Raw genomic sequence first — 19,331 nt, forward strand, 5'->3', positions numbered from 1 at the left:
TCAAAGGGTCGCCGCATGTCCAATATGACCATTGCCGCAGGCCGACGCTCCCGCTGGGGCCTTTTCATTGCCCCCGTCCTCCTCCTGATCCTCGCGGCCGCCTGGAGCGGCTTCTGGTTCTATGCGGCCTCGCAGGCCGCGATCGCTGTCGATGCCTGGCGCGCGCAGGAGGCCAAAGCCGGCCGCATCTATGATTGCGCCAAGCGCTCGATCGCGGGTTTCCCGTTCCGCTTCGAGGTCCAGTGCTCCGGCGCGAGCGTCGCCCTGGTGTCGCAGAATGCGAGCAAGACGCCGTTCACGGCCGGGCTCGACAACATCCTGGTCGTCGGGCAGGTCTACGATCCCAAGCACGTCATTGCGGAATTCACTGCGCCGGCAACGCTGGTCGACGGCGTGACGCAAAACACTTTCGTGGTGAACTGGAGCAAGGGCCGCAGCAGCGTGATCGGTCTGCCGGCGGTGCCGGAGCGCGCCTCCATCGTGTTCGACGATCCCAGCCTTAACAGGATGGACGGCAGCGTGCAGGTGCCGCTCGCGCGCGCCAGGCAGATCGAGCTGCATGGTCGCCTCGCCGATGGATCGACGTCGGCTCATCCTGTGATCGAGACCGTGCTCCATATCTCGCAGGGCAGCGTCCAGGGCGTGCATCCGTTGCTCGCTGAGCCGTTCGAAGCGGACACGCGCGCCAAGATCACCGGCCTTTCCGATCTCACGCCAAAGCCATGGCCGCAGCGCTTTCGCGAGATCCAGGCCGCCGGCGGCCATATCGAGATCGTGCAGTCGCGCATCCAGCAGGGCGAGATGATCGCGGTCGCGGCCGGCACGCTGGGCCTCTCGGCCAATGGCCGACTGGACGGCGAATTGCAGATGACGGTGACCGGACTCGAGCGCGTCATCCCCGCGCTCGGCATCGAGAAGATGCTGGAGGAGGGCGTGCCCCAGGCCACGCTCGACCGCGTCGCGCCCGGCGTGAAGTCGCAGGACCTCAACAATCTGTTCGGCGCGCTCGACCGTGCCGTTCCCGGCCTCGGCAAGGTCATCAAGCAGAACGCCAATACCGGCGTCGCTGCCGGCATCAATTCGATCGGCACCGAGAGCACGCTCGAGGGCAAGAAGGCGCGCAGCTTCCCGCTGAAATTCGCCGACGGCGCCGTGCTGCTCGGCCCGTTCAAGGTCGGCCAAATCCCGCCGCTGTATTAGCTGTCTCGTGTAGCCCGGATGGAGACCACGAACTGACGTCACGATCTCTTCGCTGGATCGTGATCACGTATCGCGGTCGCGGCCGCGCTCACGACGCCTGCGTTCGCGCAGTGGGAGACGCGCGGGCCAGCCACGTTGGATCGCGCTATCGCGAATCCTGCACCGCAACACCATGGCCAACGCGCCTTCTGCGACATCACCGTGCCCCACGGTGATCCGCGCGACCAAGGGCCAACAGCCGCATCCCCCTTGAGATCTCGCACGTCGCGGAGTTGGGCCCAGCCATGTCCCGGTCGGGCCCAATGCGCGTCGTGTGGGGCCCGCCAGGTCAGCGGCGCACGCGTCGAATTCCATCCCGGTCCGGAGCGGCTTCTGCCGCCTGCATGTCCAAGAAACCCGCCCGCCATCGCTGCGCCATGGCCGTTTCCGACAAATCAAAGGACTTTTCCGGGCCGGCTTCCTCCAGCCCTGGCCGGTAGCTCAAGAGATAGATTTGGTCATCAGGGGCCAGGCCCTGCAGTTCGGCCCGGAGCTGGCGAGCTTCGAGGGCATGACGAAGCCGGTAAAAGGTCTGGTTGCCAAATGTCAGGTCGCTCTTGCGCTCGGTTGCGGCTTCGATGCCGTCGGGAGCCTGTCCGTCACGCGCAAAAAGGTCGATGATGTAGAGACGGAGCGAGGTGGTCGCTTCAAGCACGGGGTCGAAGGGCGCGTTCAACGAGAAGCCACCATCGGCAAGCCATTTGCCGGCAATCTGGACCGGGCCGAATTCGGGAAGGAAACCACAACTGGCCAGAATGTGGTCCATCTCGATCCGCTCTGATGCGGAGTCGAACAAGATGGCGTCGCCGCTTTCGAGGTCGGTTGCACAGATCGTGAGGCGCGGATCGCCGTCGTTCAGGCGACCGAAGTCGATCAGCCTCCGCAAGCGCTCGCGCGTTGGGGCGAGATCGTACAGGCCGCCGAAATGAGATGTCGGGAAAGGGAGACGAGGACGGAAAAAGCCCGTATGGCCGAACAAATGCGTGTTGATCGCGTGCATCCAGGCAAGCAAGTGACGGTCGGCCCTTGGCGTCCCTCTAGGAGCCTCTGGCGCGCGCCAATAGCTGCGTAAGCTCTGGACCCGATCGGCCGCAGCATTTCCGGCGATGAGCGCGGCGGAGATCGCGCCGGCCGACGAGCCCGTAACCCAGCTGGCGGAAAGCGACATGGCGGTAAAGGCTTCGAACGCACCGCCGTGATAAGCGCCGAGTCCCAGACCGCCGGAGAATACCAACGCGGTGAGAGGCGGATCGTCAGCCATGGTTCCGATTCAGCTCCGTTGGAGGAAATAGCGGTCTTGGCGGTTGAGACGCCGGAGCTCGTCGTGAAGCCGGTGACGGCGGGAGCAGCAAGAGTGGTGCATCTCATCGGAGCTTGAGATTCAGCTTCGAACGCCGTCCGAGAAGAGACGTTCCTAATCGCCTGAGGCTCCCCCGGCTGGCCCGGAATTCGAGGCAAGTCTTAACCTGTGTGAATCATCCAATGCAGGTTGCGGCTATGGTGATGGCGAGCAATGTCGTCAATCGGAAGCGGAATGCCCGAGCAGTCCTCCAGCCTCAGAAATTCACCATCAATTTCGGTCCCCAGCAGATCGCCGGGATTTGCCCATCTGCAGGCGATGGATTTTCTCTGCAAGGGGCATTTGCTCGCCGACGTCTCCGCGATTTTGGGGTCGCTCGACATCGTCTTCGGCGAGGTCGATCGCTGATCTCGGAGTCACTCTTGATGGATCGCTGCTCGCTACGGCTTCTTGTCGAGCTGCCCATGCTGTCGACCGAAGTCGGGCGCGGCCGAATCCTGGCCGATCTCGACGATGCCGCGACGGATGGCGCGGGTGCGGGTGAAGTGGTCGAACAGCGCCTCGCCGTCACCGCGACGGATCGCGCGGGTGAGTTTTGCCAAATCCTCGGTGAAGGTGCCGAGCATTTCGAGCACCGCGTCCTTGTTGGCGAGGAAGACGTCGCGCCACATCGTCGGATCGGAGGCCGCGATGCGGGTGAAGTCGCGGAAGCCGCCGGCGGAGAATTTGATGACTTCCGATTCCGTCACCTGCGCCAGCTCGTCGGCAGTGCCGACGATGGTGTAGGCGATCAGATGCGGCAGATGGCTGGTGATCGCGAGCACGAGATCATGATGATCCGGGGTCATCACCTCGACCTTGGCGCCCATCGCCGCCCAGAACGCGCGCAAATGCGCGGTGGCATCGGCATCAGTGCCTTCCGGCGGCGTCAGGATGCACCAGCGGTTGATGAAGAGCTCGGCGAAGCCGGAATCCGGCCCCGAATGCTCGGTGCCCGCCACGGGATGCGCCGGCACGAAATGAACATTCTTCGGCAGATGCGGCGCCATGTCCTTGACCACCGCGCCCTTGACCGAGCCGACGTCGGAGATGACGGCACCGGGCTTCAGATGCGCTGATATCTCCTGCGCCACCTCGCCGCAGGCGCCGACGGGAATGCAGAGGATGACGAGATCGGCATCCTTCGCCGCTTCCGCATTGGTCGCCACCACATGATCGACAATACCGAGCTCGAGCACCCGCGCGCGCGTCTTCTCCGAGCGCGCGGTGGTGACGATCTCGCCGGCCAAGCCTTGAAGCTTCGCGGCGCGCGCGATCGAGCCGCCGATCAGGCCGAAGCCGATCAGGGCGACGCGCTGGAAGTGCGGGTCCACGCTCATTTGCTGGCCATGAAGTCGCGCAGCGCCTCGACGACGAGGCGGTTGGCCTCCTCGGTGCCGATGGTCATGCGCAGCTGATGGTGCAGGCCATAGTTCTTCAGCGCGCGCAGCACGAGGCCCCGCCTGGTGAGATAGGCGTCGGCCGCTTCCGACGTCTTGCCACTTTCCGGAAAGTGGATCAGCACGAAATTGGCAACGCCGGGGGTTACCTTCAGCCCGAGCTTGGTGATCTCTTCACTGAGCCAGTTGCGCCAGGTCTCGGTGAACTGCTTCGACATCGCCTGATGCGCGGTGTCCTCGATCGCGGCGACCGCGGCATACATCGCCGGCGTCGATACGTTGAAGGGGCCACGGATGCGGTTGACGGCGTCGATGATGTGCTCGGGGCCGAACATCCAGCCGACGCGCAGCGCCGCAAGGCCGTGGATCTTGGAGAAGGTGTGCGTCACCACCGTATTCTCGGTGGTGGCGACCAGCTCGATCCCCATCTCGTAGTCGTTACGGGAGACGTAGTCGCAATAGGCCGCATCAAGCACCAGCAGCACGTGCGAGGGCAGGCCGGCGCGCAGGCGCTTGACCTCGTCGAACGGGATATAAGTGCCGGTCGGGTTGTTGGGGTTGGCGAGCCAGACCAGCTTCGTCTTCGGCGTCACCGCTTTCAGGATGGCGTCGACGTCGGCGGTCAGGTTCTTCTCGGCCGCCACCACGTTCTTGGCGCCGTTGGCCATAGTGGCGATCGGGTAGACCAGGAAGCCGTGTGTGGTGGAGATCGCCTCGTCGCCATGGCTGAGGTAAGTGTGGGCGAGCAGGTTGAGGATCTCGTCCGAGCCGGCGCCGCAGATGATGCGGTTGGGATCGAGCCCGTAGTGGCGGCCGATCGCCTCGCGCAGCACGCGCGAGGTTCCCTCAGGATAGTCTTCCAGATGATCCGCGACGTGCTTGAAGGCCTCGATCGCCTTGGGCGAAGGCCCGAACGGCGTCTCGTTGGCCGAGAGCTTGAACACCTTGCGGCCCGGCTCGGCGACCGGGGTCTTGCCGGGCGTGTAGGGCGCAATATCGAGAATGCCGGGATTCGGCATGGGGCGGGACATCTTCAACTCCGGATAGGCTTTGGGCGGTACGCGATTTACGACCCGGTCGGGGGCACCGTATAGCGCGTTGCGTGGCTGCCGACGAGGGCCGTGGAGCGCACCGAGGCCCCCGCTTCGATCAGGGCAGCCTTGATCTTGTCGATGCTGGTGGCTGATGTGACCGAGACCAGCAGCGCCGCGCCATCGAAGGCGGTATCGGGCACCGCCACGATCTCGGCGAGCGGCGACAGCGCCCGCGCGACCTCGGCGTTCCACCCCGACACGCGCACGCTGAAGGTCTCGACCTCGGTCACCACGGCGCTGTCGGCGACGCGCGAGATCGCGAACACCGGCAGCGACGCCGGATGGTCGGCGCGCTCGACGAAGGGCATGCGCGCAATGATCTTCGGCGCGCCCACGGCTTCCAGCTCCAGCCACCACGGCGTGCGGCTCGATGTCGCCGAGACCAGCGCGAGGTCACCCTTGGATTTCGCCACCGCCTCGACCGCCGCCTGCGCACTGAAATGCGCGACATACGGCACCGTGAAGCCGAAATGGAAGCGCACGGAATCGCGCATCGCGGGCTCGCTCGCCGAGATGTCGGCATGCACGGAGAACGGCGCCTGCACATAGGTGAAGGTCGAGATGATGACGCGCCAGATGCTTTCGACCGTGTCGAGCGGCAGGATGCCGCGATGCCGCTGCACGATCTCGCGCATCATCGACGCCTCGCGCGCGGGCCGGAACGCCGAGCCGACCTCCTGGGTCTGCTTCACCTGGATCAGGCGGTCGATGATGTCGCCGCGCTGCATCAACAGGCGATGCATGGCCTCGTCGATCGCGTCGATCTCCTTGCGCAATTCCTGCAGCGATGGTGGCGCGGGCGGACGTTGGGACATATCTGACTAGGCGGTTATGAGGCTTCGGAGAGAATGTCCTGATTAGGCAGTCGGGGCGGCGAAAGCAAAGAGAAATGACGGCCTGCAAGGCAGCCGGTTGAGAGACGATTTTGGCCGATCCGTACCGCGACTTGACGAAATCGGCCCAAGCCGGTAGGTTTTTGCCCGTTCCGTGGTCATTTGAGCCGGCCGGCTTGCAGCCACGTTAAAAAACTCGCTAAACAGGCCGGGGACGCTTCTGATCCCGGCCGAACCTATCGTTCAGGCCGGGTTTTTCATGGCCTGATTTCATCGCGGTCTCACGTCCGATCGCAAACGAGGTCGATGGTCAGAGATGGTTGGCGTCAAGTCGGTCCCAAGTCCTACGATCCCAAGTCCTGCGATTCCAAGTCCCACGATCAGTGCCGACGATCGGTCGCATGAGGTCGATCATCCGAGTTCAGAGGTTGCGCGGTTCGGCGCCGAGCAACCGCTGCGGCTCGATTGCGGTGTCGATCTCACCCCGTTCCAAATTGCCTACAAGACCTATGGCGAGCTCAACGCCGATCGCTCCAATGCGGTGCTGATTTGCCATGCGCTGACCGGCGACCAGCACGTCGCCAATGTCCATCCGGTCACCGGCAAACCCGGCTGGTGGGAGACGCTGGTCGGCCCCGGCCGGCCGCTCGATCCGAGCAAATACTTCATCATCTGCTCCAACGTGATCGGCGGCTGCATGGGCTCGACCGGACCCGCCTCGATCAATCCTGCCACCGGCAAGGTGTGGGGCCTGGATTTCCCTGTCATCACCATTCCCGACATGGTGCGCGCGCAGGCGATGCTGATCGACCGGCTTGGCATCGATACGCTGTTTGCCGTCGTCGGCGGCTCGATGGGCGGCATGCAAGTGCTGCAATGGACCGCTGCGTACCCTGCGCGCGTCTATTCCGCGCTGGCGATCGCCTGTTCGACGCGGCACTCGGCGCAAAATATCGCCTTCCACGAGCTCGGCCGCCAGGCTGTGATGGCCGATCCCGACTGGCACAATGGCGCCTATGCCGATCAGGGCATCCATCCGCACCGCGGCCTCGCGGTCGCGCGCATGGCCGCGCACATCACCTATCTGTCGGACGCCGCGCTCCATCGCAAGTTCGGCCGCCGCATGCAGGACCGCGAGCTGCCGACCTTCTCGTTCGACGCCGATTTCCAGGTCGAGTCCTATCTGCGCTACCAGGGATCGTCCTTCGTCGAGCGCTTCGACGCCAATTCCTATCTCTATCTGACCCGCGCGATGGACTATTTCGACATCGCCGCCGACCATGGCGGCGTGCTGGCGAAGGCGTTCGCAGGGATTGAGACGCGGTTCTGCGTGGTCTCCTTCACCAGCGACTGGCTATTCCCGACTTCAGAATCGCGCGCGCTGGTGCATGCGCTGAATGCGTCGAGCGCGCGGGTGTCGTTCGCGGAGATCGAGACCGATCGCGGCCACGATGCCTTCCTGCTCGACGTGCCCGAATTCTTCGACATCTCCCGCGCCTTCCTGCAATCCGCAGGCAAGGCGCGCGGACTCACGAACAAGGACGGCTAGCGATGCCGGTGCAGCAAGTATTGCCGCTGAACGGCCTCGCGGCCGAACAGTCGGGCCCATTTCGCGCCGACCATCTGCTGGTCGCCGAAATGGTCAAGCCGGGTTCGAAGGTGCTCGACGTCGGCTGCGGCGACGGCGATCTGCTTCAGCTCTTGGAGACCCGCGGCATCGACGGCCGCGGCATCGAGCTGTCGCGCGAGGGCGTCAACCGCTGCGTGGCCAAGGGTCTTGCCGTGGTGCAGGGCGATGCCGACACCGACCTCGTCAATTACCCCGATGATGCCTTCGACTACGTGATCCTGTCGCAGACGCTGCAAGCGACGCGTCAGCCCAAGGTCGTGCTGGAGAATCTGTTGCGCATCGGCCGCCGCGCCATCGTCTCGTTCCCGAATTTCGGCTTCTGGCGGATGCGCCTGCAGCTCCTGATCGGCGGCCACATGCCGCGCACGGAGAACCTGCCGGCGAGCTGGTACGACACCGCCAACATCCATTTCTGCACCATCAAGGACTTCGTCGAGCTCTGCGACGAAATCCACGTCAAGATGGAGCGCGCCGAGGCGCTCGACCTCTACGGCCGTCCGCTGCGGCTGCGGCTGCCTTGGTGGGTGTGGAATCTGTTCGGCGAGCAGGGCGTGTTCCTGCTGAGCCGGGGACTGGGGAAGTGACGCCGTAGGCGTCATTCCGGGGCGATGCGAAGCATCGAGCCCGGAATCCATTTTGCCTCAGTCTCTGCCGCTTGATGGATTCGGGCCTGCGCCTATCGGCGCATCCCGGAATGACAAGTCAATTCACAGCCACCGACCGCGGATCGCGTGCCGGCCAGCGGCCGGCTTCCACCAGCGTCACGAACCGCTCCACGCTCTCGTTGAACAGTGCCGGCTCTTCGAGATTCAGCACGTGGCCCGACTTCGGGAACATCGCGAGGCCCGCGGCCGGCAGATGCTTCTTCAGGAACAGGCTCGCGCCGATGCAGGCATCGTCCTCGTCGCCGCAGATGATCAGCGCCGGCGTCGTCACGCTCCTGATCGCTTCCGTCAGCGTGTAGATCGACGGCCGGCCACCCTGGAAGCCGCGCATCGTGTTGGCCGAACCCTTGGCATCGTGCCGCGCCAGTGCAGCATAGAAATCGGCATGACCGCGCGGGTCCTTCACCAGGAAGGGAATCCGGCTCGGCGCCTCGCAGGTGACCTTTGCGACTTCTGCCGAGCCCAGCGTCTCGAACTGCTCGGCATTGGCGCGGCACTGCTTGCGCCAGGCTTCCAAATTCTCGAGCTCCGAGCCGGAGCCGACGCCGGCGAGCGTCATCGACAGCGCGCGCTGTGGTGCGTTCAATCCGATCTGGAGCGATGAGTAGGCGCCCATCGACAGGCCGACGAGATGCGCGCGCTCGATTCCGAGATGATCGAGCACCGCGAGCGCATCGGTGTAGAAGTGCTTGTAAGTGTAGACCTCGCCATCGGGCACGTCGGATGGCATGTAACCGCGCGCGGAATAGGTGATGCAGCGGTGGCCACGCGAGAAGTAACGCATCTGCGGCTCCCAATTGCTGTAGTCGGCCGCGAACTCGTGCAGAAAAATGATCGGCGTTCCCTGACCTGCTTCTTCGAAATAGATGCGGACGTCGTCCCTGGTGGTGGCGTGGGGCATTAACTGTTTCCCTCTCTGCAAGCCGCAAGTTCAGGATCGCAGTTAATGCAGATGTCCGCAATAAGGCAGCTCCATCAGAGCATTGCCGCAAGATCATCTCAGCTATTCGCGGGCCACCACGTCTTTTTCTCGCCACATCGGACGGCTTAACGGCCCCGTCGATGTTGGCCGTCGCACGGGCCGACCTTGGGAAGTGGGGGTGTCAACGAAGGATGAAGTATGTTTGAGTTGTTTGCGTCCCGCCTGTCGCGTCGTGTTGTCGCGCTGGCGTTGTTCTTCGCGGCCATTGCCGCGTTCGTTTCTCCGGCCTCAGCGCGGCCGCATCATCATCACAGCGCAGAGCGGCACGCTTACGTGCATCACGCCAGCAGGCATCATCACATCAGGCAGTCGGCCCGCAGCTCGCGCTTCGAGCGCAGCGCGGCGCAGTTGCAGGCAGGTGGATTCGCCAACGCACAGGCCAGCTATGATCCGAGCGCCAGCAGCGGCGGTGCGACGATGAGCGGCGGCTTCGGCGGCGGTTCAGGCCTCGTGTCCGAGGCGCGCCGCTATCTCGGCGGCAACCCGACGGGGCGCGGCAGCCTGTGGTGCGCGCGCTTCATGAACATGGTGCTTGAGAAAACCGGCCACCAAGGCACCGGATCGGACATGGCGAACTCGTTCGCGCATTACGGCACGCGCGTCTCCGGCCCGCAGGTCGGCGCCATCGCGGTGATGTCGCGCGGCGGCCGCGGCGGTCATGTCGGCATCATCACCGGCATCGATGCGCAGGGGAATCCGATCATGATCTCGGGCAACAATGGCAACCGCGTCCGAGAAGCCCCGATCTCGCGCGGCCGGATCTATGCCTATGTGATGCCGAATTGATGGTGTGAAGGTGCAGTAGGGTGGGCAAAGGCGCGAAGCGCCGTGCCCACCATTTCTCTCCATCGCGGAAAAGGCGTGGGCACGCTTGCGCTTTGCCCACCCTACGGCAGCGGTGCCTGTTCACACCAATCTCGGCTGTTCCACCGCCACCGCATCTCCCACGCCGATCTCGCCGTCGGCCACCACCTCGGCATAGATGCCGCAGTCCATGTGGCCGAGATGGCGCGACAGCGTCGGCGGTATTTCGAGATCGCGCTTCGCCGTCACCGGGTCCACATTCGTGGCTGGACAGCGGACGATGCGCTTGACCACCTTCAGCCGGGCCTGCCCGATCGCAAGCGTCTGGCCGACGAGGTCGAGTTCGGACCAGGCCGGCCAGCCCTTCACGTAGAGATTGGCGCGGAAGCGCAGGGGATTGACGGCGGTGCCGCCGAGCATGGCCTCGATGGCGCGGACGCTGTCGAGATTGATGATCGACACGACCTTGCGGGCGACGTCGGAAAAGCTGTGATCGCGGCCGGACAGGACTTTCGGCGGGCCCTTCAACTCCGGCTGAAAATTCTCCGTGAAGTAGGCCTCGATCGCCGCACGCCCGGCCGCGGTCTCGAGATCGCCGCTGGCGACGATCTGGCCCTCCTTGCGGATGGTCAGGCGGTTGGTGGCGTCCTCGAACCGGCCGTCGAGGGCAGCCAGCCGCTCATTGCGCGCCAGCATCAGAAACTGGATTTTCGGCTTCCACTCGGGGGCATCAGGGTCGAACCCGCTGGGCCCGTTCTCGATGGCATAGCGGCGGTCGGCGGGCAGGGTCTGACCGGACCGCAAGGGGACCCGGAGCAGGGCTTCCGGCGTCAGGCCCTTGATCGGGTAGCGGTAAAGGCCGGCGATTTCGGCGGTCTGGCTGGCTGTCATGCGGCTACTTTAGGGATTCGACCCGTACCCGCCAAGCCGGCCGATCTGAGCACGAAATTGTGAACGTGCCTCTTCCGATCGAAAGGTGCGCTTCCCACATCTGGGTCAGGTCGGCGCCAGCGCCGGCTGATAACGACCGCTTGCTGGTTGAGGAACGTCAACGCATCGGGCGGAAACCCAATGAAGATGCCCGTTTGGGGTGCCTTAGAGGGCCCCGAGGGCAGGCCGAGGGACAGAAAAGACATGAATATCGACAAATATACCGAACGCTCCAGGGGCTTCATCCAGTCCGCGCAGTCGCTCGCGATGCGCGAGGGGCATCAGCAGTTTTCCACGCTTCACCTGTTGAAGGTGCTGCTCGACGACAATGAGGGGCTCGCTGCCGGTCTCATAGACCGCGCCGGCGGCAATTCCCGCGCAATTCTGAAGGCGACCGAGGACGCCCTGAACAAGGTGCCAAAGGTCAGCGGCGGCGGCGCCGGGCAGATCTATTTAGCGCCCGAGCTCGCGCGCACCTTCGACGCGGCCGAAAAGGCCGGCGAGAAGGCGGGCGACAGCTTTGTCACCGTCGAGCGGTTGCTGCTCGGGCTGACGCTGGAGAAGACCAGCGAAGCCGGCACCATCCTCAACAAGGGCGGCGTCACCCCGCAAAATCTCAACGCTGCGATCGAGGCGCTGCGCAAGGGCCGCACCGCGGACACCGCGACGGCGGAGAACGCCTATGACGCGCTGAAGAAATATGCGCGCGACCTGACCCAGGCGGCGCGCGACGGCAAGCTCGATCCGGTCATCGGCCGCGACGAGGAGATCCGCCGCACCATCCAGGTGCTGTCGCGGCGGACCAAGAACAATCCCGTCCTGATCGGCGAGCCCGGCGTCGGCAAGACCGCCATCGCCGAGGGCCTCGCGCTGCGCATCGTCAACGGCGATGTGCCCGAGAGCCTGAAGGACAAGAAGCTGCTGTCGCTTGATTTGGGCGCGCTGATTGCGGGTGCAAAATACCGCGGCGAGTTCGAGGAGCGGCTGAAGGCCGTGCTCCAGGAGGTCACCGGGAGCGACGGCACCTTCATCCTGTTCATCGACGAGATGCACACGCTGATCGGCGCCGGCAAGGCCGACGGTGCGATGGACGCCTCCAACCTGCTCAAGCCGGCGCTTGCCCGCGGCGAACTGCACTGCATCGGCGCGACCACGCTCGACGAGTACCAGAAGCACGTCGAGAAGGACGCCGCGCTGGCGCGGCGCTTCCAGCCGATCTTCGTCAACGAGCCCTCGGTCGAGGACACCATCTCGATCCTGCGCGGGTTGAAGGACAAGTACGAGCAGCACCACGGCGTGCGGATCACCGATTCCGCGCTGGTGGCGTCCGCGACGCTGTCCAACCGCTACATCACCGACCGCTTCCTGCCCGACAAGGCGATCGACCTCATGGACGAGGCTGCGGCGCGGCTGAAGATGCAGGTCGATTCCAAGCCGGAAGAGCTGGATTCGCTCGACCGAGAGATCATCCGGCTCAAGATCGAGCAGGAAGCGCTCAAGAAGGAAAGCGATCTCGGCTCAAAATCCCGGCTTGAGTCGCTTCAGAAAGAGCTAGCCGACCTCGAGGAGAAGTCTGCGGCGCTGACGGCACGCTGGAGCGCGGAGAAAAACAAGCTCTCCAACGCCCAGAAGCTGAAGTCGGAGCTCGACGCCCTGCGCGTCGATCTGGCCGATGCGCAACGGCGCGGCGAATTCCAGAAGGCAGGCGAGCTGGCTTATGGCCGGATCCCGCAGCTCGAGAAGCAGCTCGCCGAGATCGAGGCGCGCGAAGGCTCCGGTGAGATGATGGAGGAGGCTGTTACCGCCAACCACATCGCGCAGGTGGTCTCGCGCTGGACCGGCGTGCCCGTCGACAAGATGCTGGAGGGCGAGAAGGAGAAGCTGCTGAAGATGGAGGAGCAGCTCGGCAAGCGCGTCGTCGGCCAGGCGGAGGCCGTGCGTGCGGTCGCGACCGCGGTGCGTCGTTCGCGCGCGGGCCTGCAGGATCCGCACCGCCCCACAGGCTCGTTCATGTTCTTGGGGCCGACCGGCGTCGGCAAGACCGAGCTGACGAAAGCTCTTGCGGAGTACCTCTTCAACGACGAGACTGCGATGGTCCGCCTCGACATGTCCGAGTACATGGAAAAGCACTCGGTCTCGCGGCTGATCGGCGCGCCTCCGGGCTATGTCGGTTATGACGAGGGCGGTGCGCTCACCGAAGCGGTGCGACGCCGGCCTTATCAGGTGGTGCTGTTCGACGAGATCGAGAAGGCGCATCCCGACGTCTTCAACGTGCTGTTGCAGGTGCTCGACGACGGCCGGCTGACCGATGGTCAGGGCCGTACCGTCGATTTCCGCAACACGCTGATCATCATGACCTCGAACCTCGGTTCGGAATATCTGGTGAACCAGCCGGAGGGCGAGGATACCTCGGCCGTGCGCGAGCAGGTGATGGGCATGGTGCGGGCACATTTCCGCCCCGAATTCCTCAACCGCGTGGACGAGATCATCCTGTTCCACCGTTTGCAGAAGAGCGAGATGGGCCGCATCGTCGAGATCCAGTTCGGCCGGCTGCAGAAGCTCCTGACCGATCGCAAGATCGTGCTGACGCTCGATGCCGCCGCGCGCGACTGGCTCGCCGCCAAGGGCTGGGATCCCGCCTACGGCGCAAGGCCGCTGAAGCGGGTGATCCAGCGCTACCTGCAGGATCCGCTCGCCGAGATGATCCTGGCCGGCGACGTCAGGGATGGCGACACGGTGGCGATCTCGTCCGAAGGCAACGTGTTGACCTTCAACGGCAAGGCGCCGCAGACCGCGGAGATTGCCCAGTTCGAGGCGCCGGTGTCGAAGCGCAAGCTGAACTGAGCAGCAGCGTAATCGCCAATAGAATCGCCCCGGAGAGGTCGCTCTCTCCGGGGCGATTCGTCGTTGGGTTGGGCGCCTAGCTGATTGCAGATGCCGAGGCGGGTCCGGGTGGGCCTGGCTCGTCATCCTCCTGTTCGAGCTCCGACAGGATATCCACCAGCGTGCGCACGCGCCCTTGGGCCAGCGGCCTCAGGTCGTTGATCATGGGCTCGTCATTGGCGAGCCAGGCCTGGGCTTCGGCGAGCTCCTCGACGGTCGCGCCGGTTCCGATGATCTCTGCAATGGTCACGTCGTCAGCGCTGCCGACCGCCTTGATGACGTCGTCGCGTGAGAGGTGCTGCATGATCGGTCTCCTCTTGACGGACTAGACCCATCAACCGTGAGCCTCACCCAACTGTTCCACCACGCGTCGCGCGCGCCGTTCTGACGGCGATCGTAAGCGTTTTCGTGATCGTGAGGCCCGGATTTTGGGCTAGCCGGTTGTCAACGATGTCAGGGAATTACCGGTTTACCGATTCGTGACCTGTAGCGGCCCGCCCGTCGCGTCCGACATGCGGGCGATGGCGCCGCCGCGGCCGCTCATCATGCCGTCGAGCCGGTCGCGCTCCTTCTCGAAGCCAGCGAGCATCGGGCCTTCGAGCGAACGGCCGCGCGGCAGTTTTACGCGCAGCGGATCGACGAAGCGGCCGTTGACGAGGATTTCGTAGTGCACGTGAGGGCCGGTCGATGCGCCGGTCGAGCCGACGAAGCCGATCACCTGGCCCTGCCGCACCTTCTTGCCCGGCTCCATGCCCTTGGCGAAGGCCGACAGATGGCCATAACCCGTCTCGTAGCCGTTGTTATGCTTGATGCGGACATATTTGCCGTAGCCGCCCTCGAGCTCGGCTTTCTGGATCACGCCGTTGCCGGCGGCGAAGATCGGCGTGCCGTAGGCGGTGGCCCAGTCGACGCCCGTGTGCATCCTCACGAAGCCGAGGATCGGGTGGCGGCGGCCGCCGAAGCCGGAGCGCATGATCGCGGTGTTGACGGGCTTGCGCACCAGGAACTTTTTCGCGCTCTTGCCGCTCTCGTCGTAATAGTCAACGACGCCGTCATCCGGGCTCTGATAGCGGTAGTATTTCTTGGTCTCGCCGCCGACCGTGAGCGAGGCGAACAGCACGTCGTTTCTTTCGCTCGAGGTCGTGCCCTCTTCCTCGCCTGCGTAGAAGACGTCGAACGAGTCGCCCGGCTGCACCTTGCGCTGGAAGTCGACGTCGTAGGAGTAGATCTTGATCATGTCGTCGATGACGGGCATCGGCACTTTGTTGCGCATCGCGGTCTCGTAGATGCTCTGGTAGAGCCGCACGCCGCTGCCGTCATCATCCTCATCGTCGTCGCTGCTGGCGTTGGCCGTGGCGTCCGCGACGGTGTTCATGCTGGAGACGTCGACCGCGACGTATTTGCCGAGATCGGACAGCGCCGCGATCGCCTCGACCACGGTGTCGTTGGCGACGACGACGCGGTAGGGCTGCAGCCGCGCGCCGGGGCTTGCCGGCGCCATCAGGATGCGGAGCTTTTCGCCTTCCTTCAGCCCGCCGTCGCGGCCGCGGGGACCGAGGGTTGCGGTGATCGCCTTGATCTCCTCGGCGGTGGCGCCGAGGTCGCGCAGCACGGCGCCGACGCTGTCGCCCTTCTTGACGACATGGACGCGCTCGCCATTGGGATTGCCGCCGGTGATCTGCTCCTTGGTCTTCGGCAGCAGCGTGACGTTTTCCGGCACCACGCGGGTCTCGAAACCGGCATAGGGGTCGGACGACGAGGCTTCGGTGGCGTAGGCCATCTTCATGTCGGATGCGCCGGCCGCGCCGGAGACGTCGGCGGTCGCATTGGCGAGCGAGGCGTAGCGCACCCCGCCATTGCCGCGCCAATTGGCGGCATCGCGCACCCGCATCAGGATGTCGTCGAGCGCCACCACCGCGGAAATCTTGGCCTTCGGCAGCACCGGCGATAGGTCCTTGGTGACGAAGGAGACCTCGGCGTCGGGTTCGACGGCCTCAGGATTGTTCGGATCGTCGGTCGCGGTCTTCGGATCGGAGCCGACGTCGGTGAGCATGCGCTGCGCGTTGAACGGCGGAATCTTCGCCGACAAATCGCTCGTCGTCATCGACAGATTGCCGGCGATCCGGATGAAGGGGCGCACCCGCATCACGTCGCGGTTGCCGACGCGGGCGACGGTGGAGACGCGGACGATGTTGCGCGAGGCGGTCGAGTCACTGGGCGGCGGCAGGCGATCGCTCTTGTGCAGCGTCGCGGTGCGATCGGCCGCACCAAAGGCGCCACGCAGTGCGCCCTCGACCCGTTCCGGCACCTTGGCGAACGTCATCTCGCCGTCGAGAGACGCGAAAACGGCGCCGCCGATCAGGGCTGCGCCGCAGAGTCCGGTCAGAATTGTGCCGCTAAACCATTGGACCGAGACACGACGGCGATCGATGACGGCAGCTTCCGAACCATCGACGGACAGCGGCGGCTCGTGGCCGAGATCAATGATCCCGGTCTCACGCCCGTAAGCGCCGCGTGATGTCCTCTGGTTCAACCCAAGTCCCCCAATCAACGACCCGAAACCTTCGCCTTCAGCGCCTCGTCCCGGTCGCCCTCTTGCAGGGGCATCTCGGAAAAAGCCTTATCGCGCAGATGCTCGCACTCAGAAGGCCTCGGATGAGACCCGGCCGAAATTACGAACAGCTAGGCAGGTGAAGGTCTCGCGATGTCTTTCGAATGTCCGAAGAAGGCCGCGTCATCGTCAGATCGCCTTCTCTGAACCTCAAATCACTGGCAGCCCCCACTGGCACCCGCGATTCAAGCTTGTCTCAATACCAGAACGCCGCGGGATTGTGGCTCTAGTACGGCGCCTAATATGGAAAAAGTTTCCTGAATGGCCGCTCCCGGAGAGCCCGGACCCAGAGACGGACGGCGGACGGACCGCGGACGGACGGGGTCGCTTTCGGCCCCCTCAGGAGCCCCTTCCGAGCCCCTCAGGAGCCCGCCGGGGGCCAAACTTTTTTTCAGATTTTTTGCCGGACGGCGCGCCTTCGTTCGCTCTCCGCCCCTCTAATCGGCTGGAATCATTAGATTTTTTATGACAATCCGCTGTGCGACGATTTGTTGACGATTGGCGTTGACAGCCCGGAAGGTGGGGCCTATAACCCCAACCACTGAGCGCGGCGCCGCCGGGTCACTGACCAAGGCGAGCGAACGCGCCACTGATGCTCCTCACCTTGTTGAGTGACACAACAGCCGACACAATCGGTTGGAGTCATTCGACGTCGGTAAGGGTGTCGGAACCCTTCCACTCCGGAAGGTTGGGGCCTCCACGGTCCCGGGCTGTTTGACAAGTGAAGATGAAGAAAGAGAAACGTGGACGGCGGAGTCCTTGCGGGTCTCGCTTCCGAAAAGCTTCGGCTTTTCTGATCGAGACCGGACGAAAGACTTCGGCGGTACACGTTTTAAAGGAAACACCATCGTTGCCCGCGATGTGAATCGCAGGCAGCACATCGACTTCGGTCGATAATGGTGGGACCTCGTCAAACGTTGTGATCAGCCGGTTCAAAGTTCAAGTCCAACTTGAGAGTTTGATCCTGGCTCAGAGCGAACGCTGGCGGCAGGCTTAACACATGCAAGTCGAGCGGGCGTAGCAATACGTCAGCGGCAGACGGGTGAGTAACGCGTGGGAACGTACCTTTTGGTTCGGAACAACACAGGGAAACTTGTGCTAATACCGGATAAGCCCTTACGGGGAAAGATTTATCGCCGAAAGATCGGCCCGCGTCTGATTAGCTAGTTGGTAGGGTAATGGCCTACCAAGGCGACGATCAGTAGCTGGTCTGAGAGGATGATCAGCCACATTGGGACTGAGACACGGCCCAAACTCCTACGGGAGGCAGCAGTGGGGAATATTGGACAATGGGGGCAACCCTGATCCAGCCATGCCGCGTGAGTGATGAAGGCCCTAGGGTTGTAAAGCTCTTTTGTGCGGGAAGATAATGACGGTACCGCAAGAATAAGCCCCGGCTAACTTCGTGCCAGCAGCCGCGGTAATACGAAGGGGGCTAGCGTTGCTCGGAATCACTGGGCGTAAAGGGTGCGTAGGCGGGTTTTTAAGTCAGGGGTGAAATCCTGGAGCTCAACTCCAGAACTGCCTTTGATACTGAAGATCTTGAGTCCGGGAGAGGTGAGTGGAACTGCGAGTGTAGAGGTGAAATTCGTAGATATTCGCAAGAACACCAGTGGCGAAGGCGGCTCACTGGCCCGGTACTGACGCTGAGGCACGAAAGCGTGGGGAGCAAACAGGATTAGATACCCTGGTAGTCCACGCCGTAAACGATGAATGCCAGCCGTTAGTGGGTTTACTCACTAGTGGCGCAGCTAACGCTTTAAGCATTCCGCCTGGGGAGTACGGTCGCAAGATTAAAACTCAAAGGAATTGACGGGGGCCCGCACAAGCGGTGGAGCATGTGGTTTAATTCGACGCAACGCGCAGAACCTTACCAGCCCTTGACATGTCCAGGACCGGTCGCAGAGATGTGACCCTCTCTTCGGAGCCTGGAACACAGGTGCTGCATGGCTGTCGTCAGCTCGTGTCGTGAGATGTTGGGTTAAGTCCCGCAACGAGCGCAACCCCCGTCCTTAGTTGCTACCATTTAGTTGAGCACTCTAAGGAGACTGCCGGTGATAAGCCGCGAGGAAGGTGGGGATGACGTCAAGTCCTCATGGCCCTTACGGGCTGGGCTACACACGTGCTACAATGGCGGTGACAATGGGATGCTAAGGGGCGACCCTTCGCAAATCTCAAAAAGCCGTCTCAGTTCGGATTGGGCTCTGCAACTCGAGCCCATGAAGTTGGAATCGCTAGTAATCGTGGATCAGCACGCCACGGTGAATACGTTCCCGGGCCTTGTACACACCGCCCGTCACACCATGGGAGTTGGTTTTACCTGAAGACGGTGCGCTAACCGCAAGGAGGCAGCCGGCCACGGTAGGGTCAGCGACTGGGGTGAAGTCGTAACAAGGTAGCCGTAGGGGAACCTGCGGCTGGATCACCTCCTTTCTAAGGATGGCTCTTCAGAAGCTTGCTTCTATCGAGCTGTTTTAGAAACATCAGGGGCCAACAGATCGCCAGATCGTTGAGCTCCATTGGCGGGATTTCGCCGTCTACGTTTCTCTTTCTTCGCGGACGAACACGCGCTGGGCCTGCACGCAGCAGGATCCAGGGTCCTTAACGGGATATGCGTTAGGGGCTTGTAGCTCAGTTGGTTAGAGCGCGCGCTTGATAAGCGTGAGGTCGGAAGTTCAAGTCTTCCCAGGCCCACCACTTTCATCGAGTGAGCATTCGTCTTCTGGTTACGGGGCCATAGCTCAGCTGGGAGAGCGCGTGCTTTGCAAGCATGAGGTCGTCGGTTCGATCCCGTCTGGCTCCACCAGATGGTTTGATCATCGACTGATCGTGCACCGTCGTCCGCGAAACATCACTTCGCATCCTGCTAGTCTGGATAGACAGCAAGATGCGTGTTTTCTGACATCGTAAAGAGGAGATCG

14 protein-coding genes, 2 tRNA genes, 1 rRNA gene and 1 riboswitch are annotated in these 19,331 nt (G+C 63.4%); of the genes, 9 read left to right on the plus strand and 8 right to left on the minus strand.

Annotation, left to right across the window (positions count from 1 at the left end):
- Positions 1-15: 15 nt before the first annotated feature.
- A complete protein-coding gene (locus tag HYH07_RS09690; RefSeq protein ID WP_220002284.1) occupies positions 16-1,200 on the plus strand; it encodes a DUF2125 domain-containing protein in 1,185 nt (394 codons plus the stop codon).
- 328 nt (positions 1,201-1,528) lie between these two features.
- Here HYH07_RS09690 and HYH07_RS09695 read toward each other — a convergent pair whose 3' ends face one another.
- Complete coding sequence (locus HYH07_RS09695; protein ID WP_220002285.1) at positions 1,529-2,500, minus strand: patatin-like phospholipase family protein; 972 nt, start codon at positions 2,498-2,500, stop codon at positions 1,529-1,531.
- Between the two features lie 252 nt (positions 2,501-2,752).
- Here HYH07_RS09695 and HYH07_RS36560 point away from each other — a divergent pair, with 252 nt between their 5' ends.
- Positions 2,753-2,947: a hypothetical protein gene (locus HYH07_RS36560; protein ID WP_283842803.1), complete on the plus strand. Its 195-nt coding sequence runs from the start codon at positions 2,753-2,755 to the stop codon at positions 2,945-2,947.
- Positions 2,948-2,979: 32 nt separating this feature from the next.
- Here HYH07_RS36560 and HYH07_RS09705 read toward each other — a convergent pair whose 3' ends face one another.
- Genes HYH07_RS09705 through HYH07_RS09715 form a run of 3 tightly spaced genes read right to left on the minus strand, consistent with a single transcriptional unit; the run spans position 2,980 to position 5,887 of the window.
- Positions 2,980-3,918 carry a prephenate/arogenate dehydrogenase family protein gene (locus tag HYH07_RS09705; protein ID WP_220002286.1) on the minus strand — a complete coding sequence of 313 codons (939 nt, stop codon included), beginning with the start codon at positions 3,916-3,918 and terminating at the stop codon, positions 2,980-2,982.
- Positions 3,915-5,009 carry a histidinol-phosphate transaminase gene (hisC, locus tag HYH07_RS09710; RefSeq protein WP_220002287.1) on the minus strand — a complete coding sequence of 365 codons (1,095 nt, stop codon included), beginning with the start codon at positions 5,007-5,009 and terminating at the stop codon, positions 3,915-3,917. The genes HYH07_RS09705 and hisC overlap by 4 nt, the downstream gene beginning before the upstream one ends.
- A 35-nt stretch (positions 5,010-5,044) precedes the next feature.
- The gene (locus HYH07_RS09715; RefSeq protein ID WP_057746724.1) at positions 5,045-5,887 is read right to left on the minus strand and encodes a chorismate mutase; all 843 of its coding nucleotides are present in this window, start codon (positions 5,885-5,887) and stop codon (positions 5,045-5,047) included.
- Between the two features lie 162 nt (positions 5,888-6,049).
- Positions 6,050-6,129, plus strand: a riboswitch (SAM riboswitch).
- A 92-nt stretch (positions 6,130-6,221) separates the two neighbouring features.
- Here HYH07_RS09715 and HYH07_RS09720 point away from each other — a divergent pair.
- Positions 6,222-7,454, plus strand: a complete 1,233-nt coding sequence (locus tag HYH07_RS09720) for a homoserine O-acetyltransferase (RefSeq protein ID WP_220002288.1) — start codon at positions 6,222-6,224, stop codon at positions 7,452-7,454.
- A gap of 2 nt (positions 7,455-7,456) precedes the next feature.
- Positions 7,457-8,119: a methionine biosynthesis protein MetW gene (gene metW / locus HYH07_RS09725; protein ID WP_220002289.1), complete on the plus strand. Its 663-nt coding sequence runs from the start codon at positions 7,457-7,459 to the stop codon at positions 8,117-8,119.
- A gap of 118 nt (positions 8,120-8,237) precedes the next feature.
- Here metW and HYH07_RS09730 read toward each other — a convergent pair whose 3' ends face one another.
- Positions 8,238-9,101, minus strand: coding sequence for an alpha/beta fold hydrolase (locus HYH07_RS09730; protein WP_220002290.1), 864 nt, complete (start codon positions 9,099-9,101; stop codon positions 8,238-8,240).
- Between the two features lie 219 nt (positions 9,102-9,320).
- Here HYH07_RS09730 and HYH07_RS09735 point away from each other — a divergent pair, with 219 nt between their 5' ends.
- Entirely contained in the window at positions 9,321-9,968 is a 648-nt protein-coding gene (locus HYH07_RS09735; protein WP_220002291.1) for a TIGR02594 family protein, read from the plus strand.
- 120 nt (positions 9,969-10,088) lie between these two features.
- Here the strand turns inward: HYH07_RS09735 and HYH07_RS09740 are convergent, their stop codons facing one another.
- Complete coding sequence (locus HYH07_RS09740) at positions 10,089-10,877, minus strand: MOSC domain-containing protein (RefSeq protein WP_220002292.1); 789 nt, start codon at positions 10,875-10,877, stop codon at positions 10,089-10,091.
- A gap of 243 nt (positions 10,878-11,120) precedes the next feature.
- Between HYH07_RS09740 and clpB the strand changes: the two genes are divergently transcribed.
- Complete coding sequence (clpB, locus tag HYH07_RS09745; protein WP_220002293.1) at positions 11,121-13,760, plus strand: ATP-dependent chaperone ClpB; 2,640 nt, start codon at positions 11,121-11,123, stop codon at positions 13,758-13,760.
- A 76-nt stretch (positions 13,761-13,836) separates the two neighbouring features.
- Here clpB and HYH07_RS09750 read toward each other — a convergent pair whose 3' ends face one another.
- Together HYH07_RS09750 and HYH07_RS09755 are read right to left on the minus strand one after the other, a co-directional pair.
- Entirely contained in the window at positions 13,837-14,103 is a 267-nt protein-coding gene (locus HYH07_RS09750) for a hypothetical protein (protein ID WP_057746745.1), read from the minus strand.
- 165 nt (positions 14,104-14,268) lie between these two features.
- Positions 14,269-16,332 (minus strand): M23 family metallopeptidase, encoded by a 2,064-nt coding sequence (locus HYH07_RS09755; protein WP_220002294.1) that lies wholly within the window; start codon positions 16,330-16,332, stop codon positions 14,269-14,271.
- Positions 16,333-17,356: 1,024 nt separating this feature from the next.
- On the opposite strand from HYH07_RS09755, the gene HYH07_RS09760 reads away from it, so the two are divergent.
- The 3 genes from HYH07_RS09760 to HYH07_RS09770 all read left to right on the plus strand — a co-directional run bounded on the left by HYH07_RS09760 (position 17,357) and on the right by HYH07_RS09770 (position 19,216).
- A 16S ribosomal RNA gene (locus HYH07_RS09760) occupies positions 17,357-18,843 on the plus strand.
- Positions 18,844-19,030: 187 nt separating this feature from the next.
- A tRNA-Ile gene (locus tag HYH07_RS09765) sits at positions 19,031-19,107 on the plus strand.
- A 33-nt stretch (positions 19,108-19,140) separates the two neighbouring features.
- Positions 19,141-19,216, plus strand: a tRNA-Ala gene (locus HYH07_RS09770).
- Positions 19,217-19,331 lie beyond the last annotated feature (115 nt).

Source organism: Bradyrhizobium sp. BR 10261 (assembly GCF_019455395.1).
GTDB lineage: Bacteria > Pseudomonadota > Alphaproteobacteria > Rhizobiales > Xanthobacteraceae > Bradyrhizobium > Bradyrhizobium manausense.

What these genes read in the sequence shown, in the direction of transcription:
- HYH07_RS09690 (WP_220002284.1), top strand. Translation starts at nt 16, where the DNA reads ATGTCCAATATGACCATTGCCGCAGGCCGACGCTCCCGCTGGGGCCTT.
- HYH07_RS09695 (WP_220002285.1), bottom strand. Translation starts at nt 2,500, where the DNA reads ATGGCTGACGATCCGCCTCTCACCGCGTTGGTATTCTCCGGCGGTCTG.
- HYH07_RS36560 (WP_283842803.1), top strand. Translation starts at nt 2,753, where the DNA reads ATGTCGTCAATCGGAAGCGGAATGCCCGAGCAGTCCTCCAGCCTCAGA.
- HYH07_RS09705 (WP_220002286.1), bottom strand. Translation starts at nt 3,918, where the DNA reads ATGAGCGTGGACCCGCACTTCCAGCGCGTCGCCCTGATCGGCTTCGGC.
- hisC (WP_220002287.1), bottom strand. Translation starts at nt 5,009, where the DNA reads ATGTCCCGCCCCATGCCGAATCCCGGCATTCTCGATATTGCGCCCTAC.
- HYH07_RS09715 (WP_057746724.1), bottom strand. Translation starts at nt 5,887, where the DNA reads ATGTCCCAACGTCCGCCCGCGCCACCATCGCTGCAGGAATTGCGCAAG.
- HYH07_RS09720 (WP_220002288.1), top strand. Translation starts at nt 6,222, where the DNA reads ATGGTTGGCGTCAAGTCGGTCCCAAGTCCTACGATCCCAAGTCCTGCG.
- metW (WP_220002289.1), top strand. Translation starts at nt 7,457, where the DNA reads ATGCCGGTGCAGCAAGTATTGCCGCTGAACGGCCTCGCGGCCGAACAG.
- HYH07_RS09730 (WP_220002290.1), bottom strand. Translation starts at nt 9,101, where the DNA reads ATGCCCCACGCCACCACCAGGGACGACGTCCGCATCTATTTCGAAGAA.
- HYH07_RS09735 (WP_220002291.1), top strand. Translation starts at nt 9,321, where the DNA reads ATGTTTGAGTTGTTTGCGTCCCGCCTGTCGCGTCGTGTTGTCGCGCTG.
- HYH07_RS09740 (WP_220002292.1), bottom strand. Translation starts at nt 10,877, where the DNA reads ATGACAGCCAGCCAGACCGCCGAAATCGCCGGCCTTTACCGCTACCCG.
- clpB (WP_220002293.1), top strand. Translation starts at nt 11,121, where the DNA reads ATGAATATCGACAAATATACCGAACGCTCCAGGGGCTTCATCCAGTCC.
- HYH07_RS09750 (WP_057746745.1), bottom strand. Translation starts at nt 14,103, where the DNA reads ATGCAGCACCTCTCACGCGACGACGTCATCAAGGCGGTCGGCAGCGCT.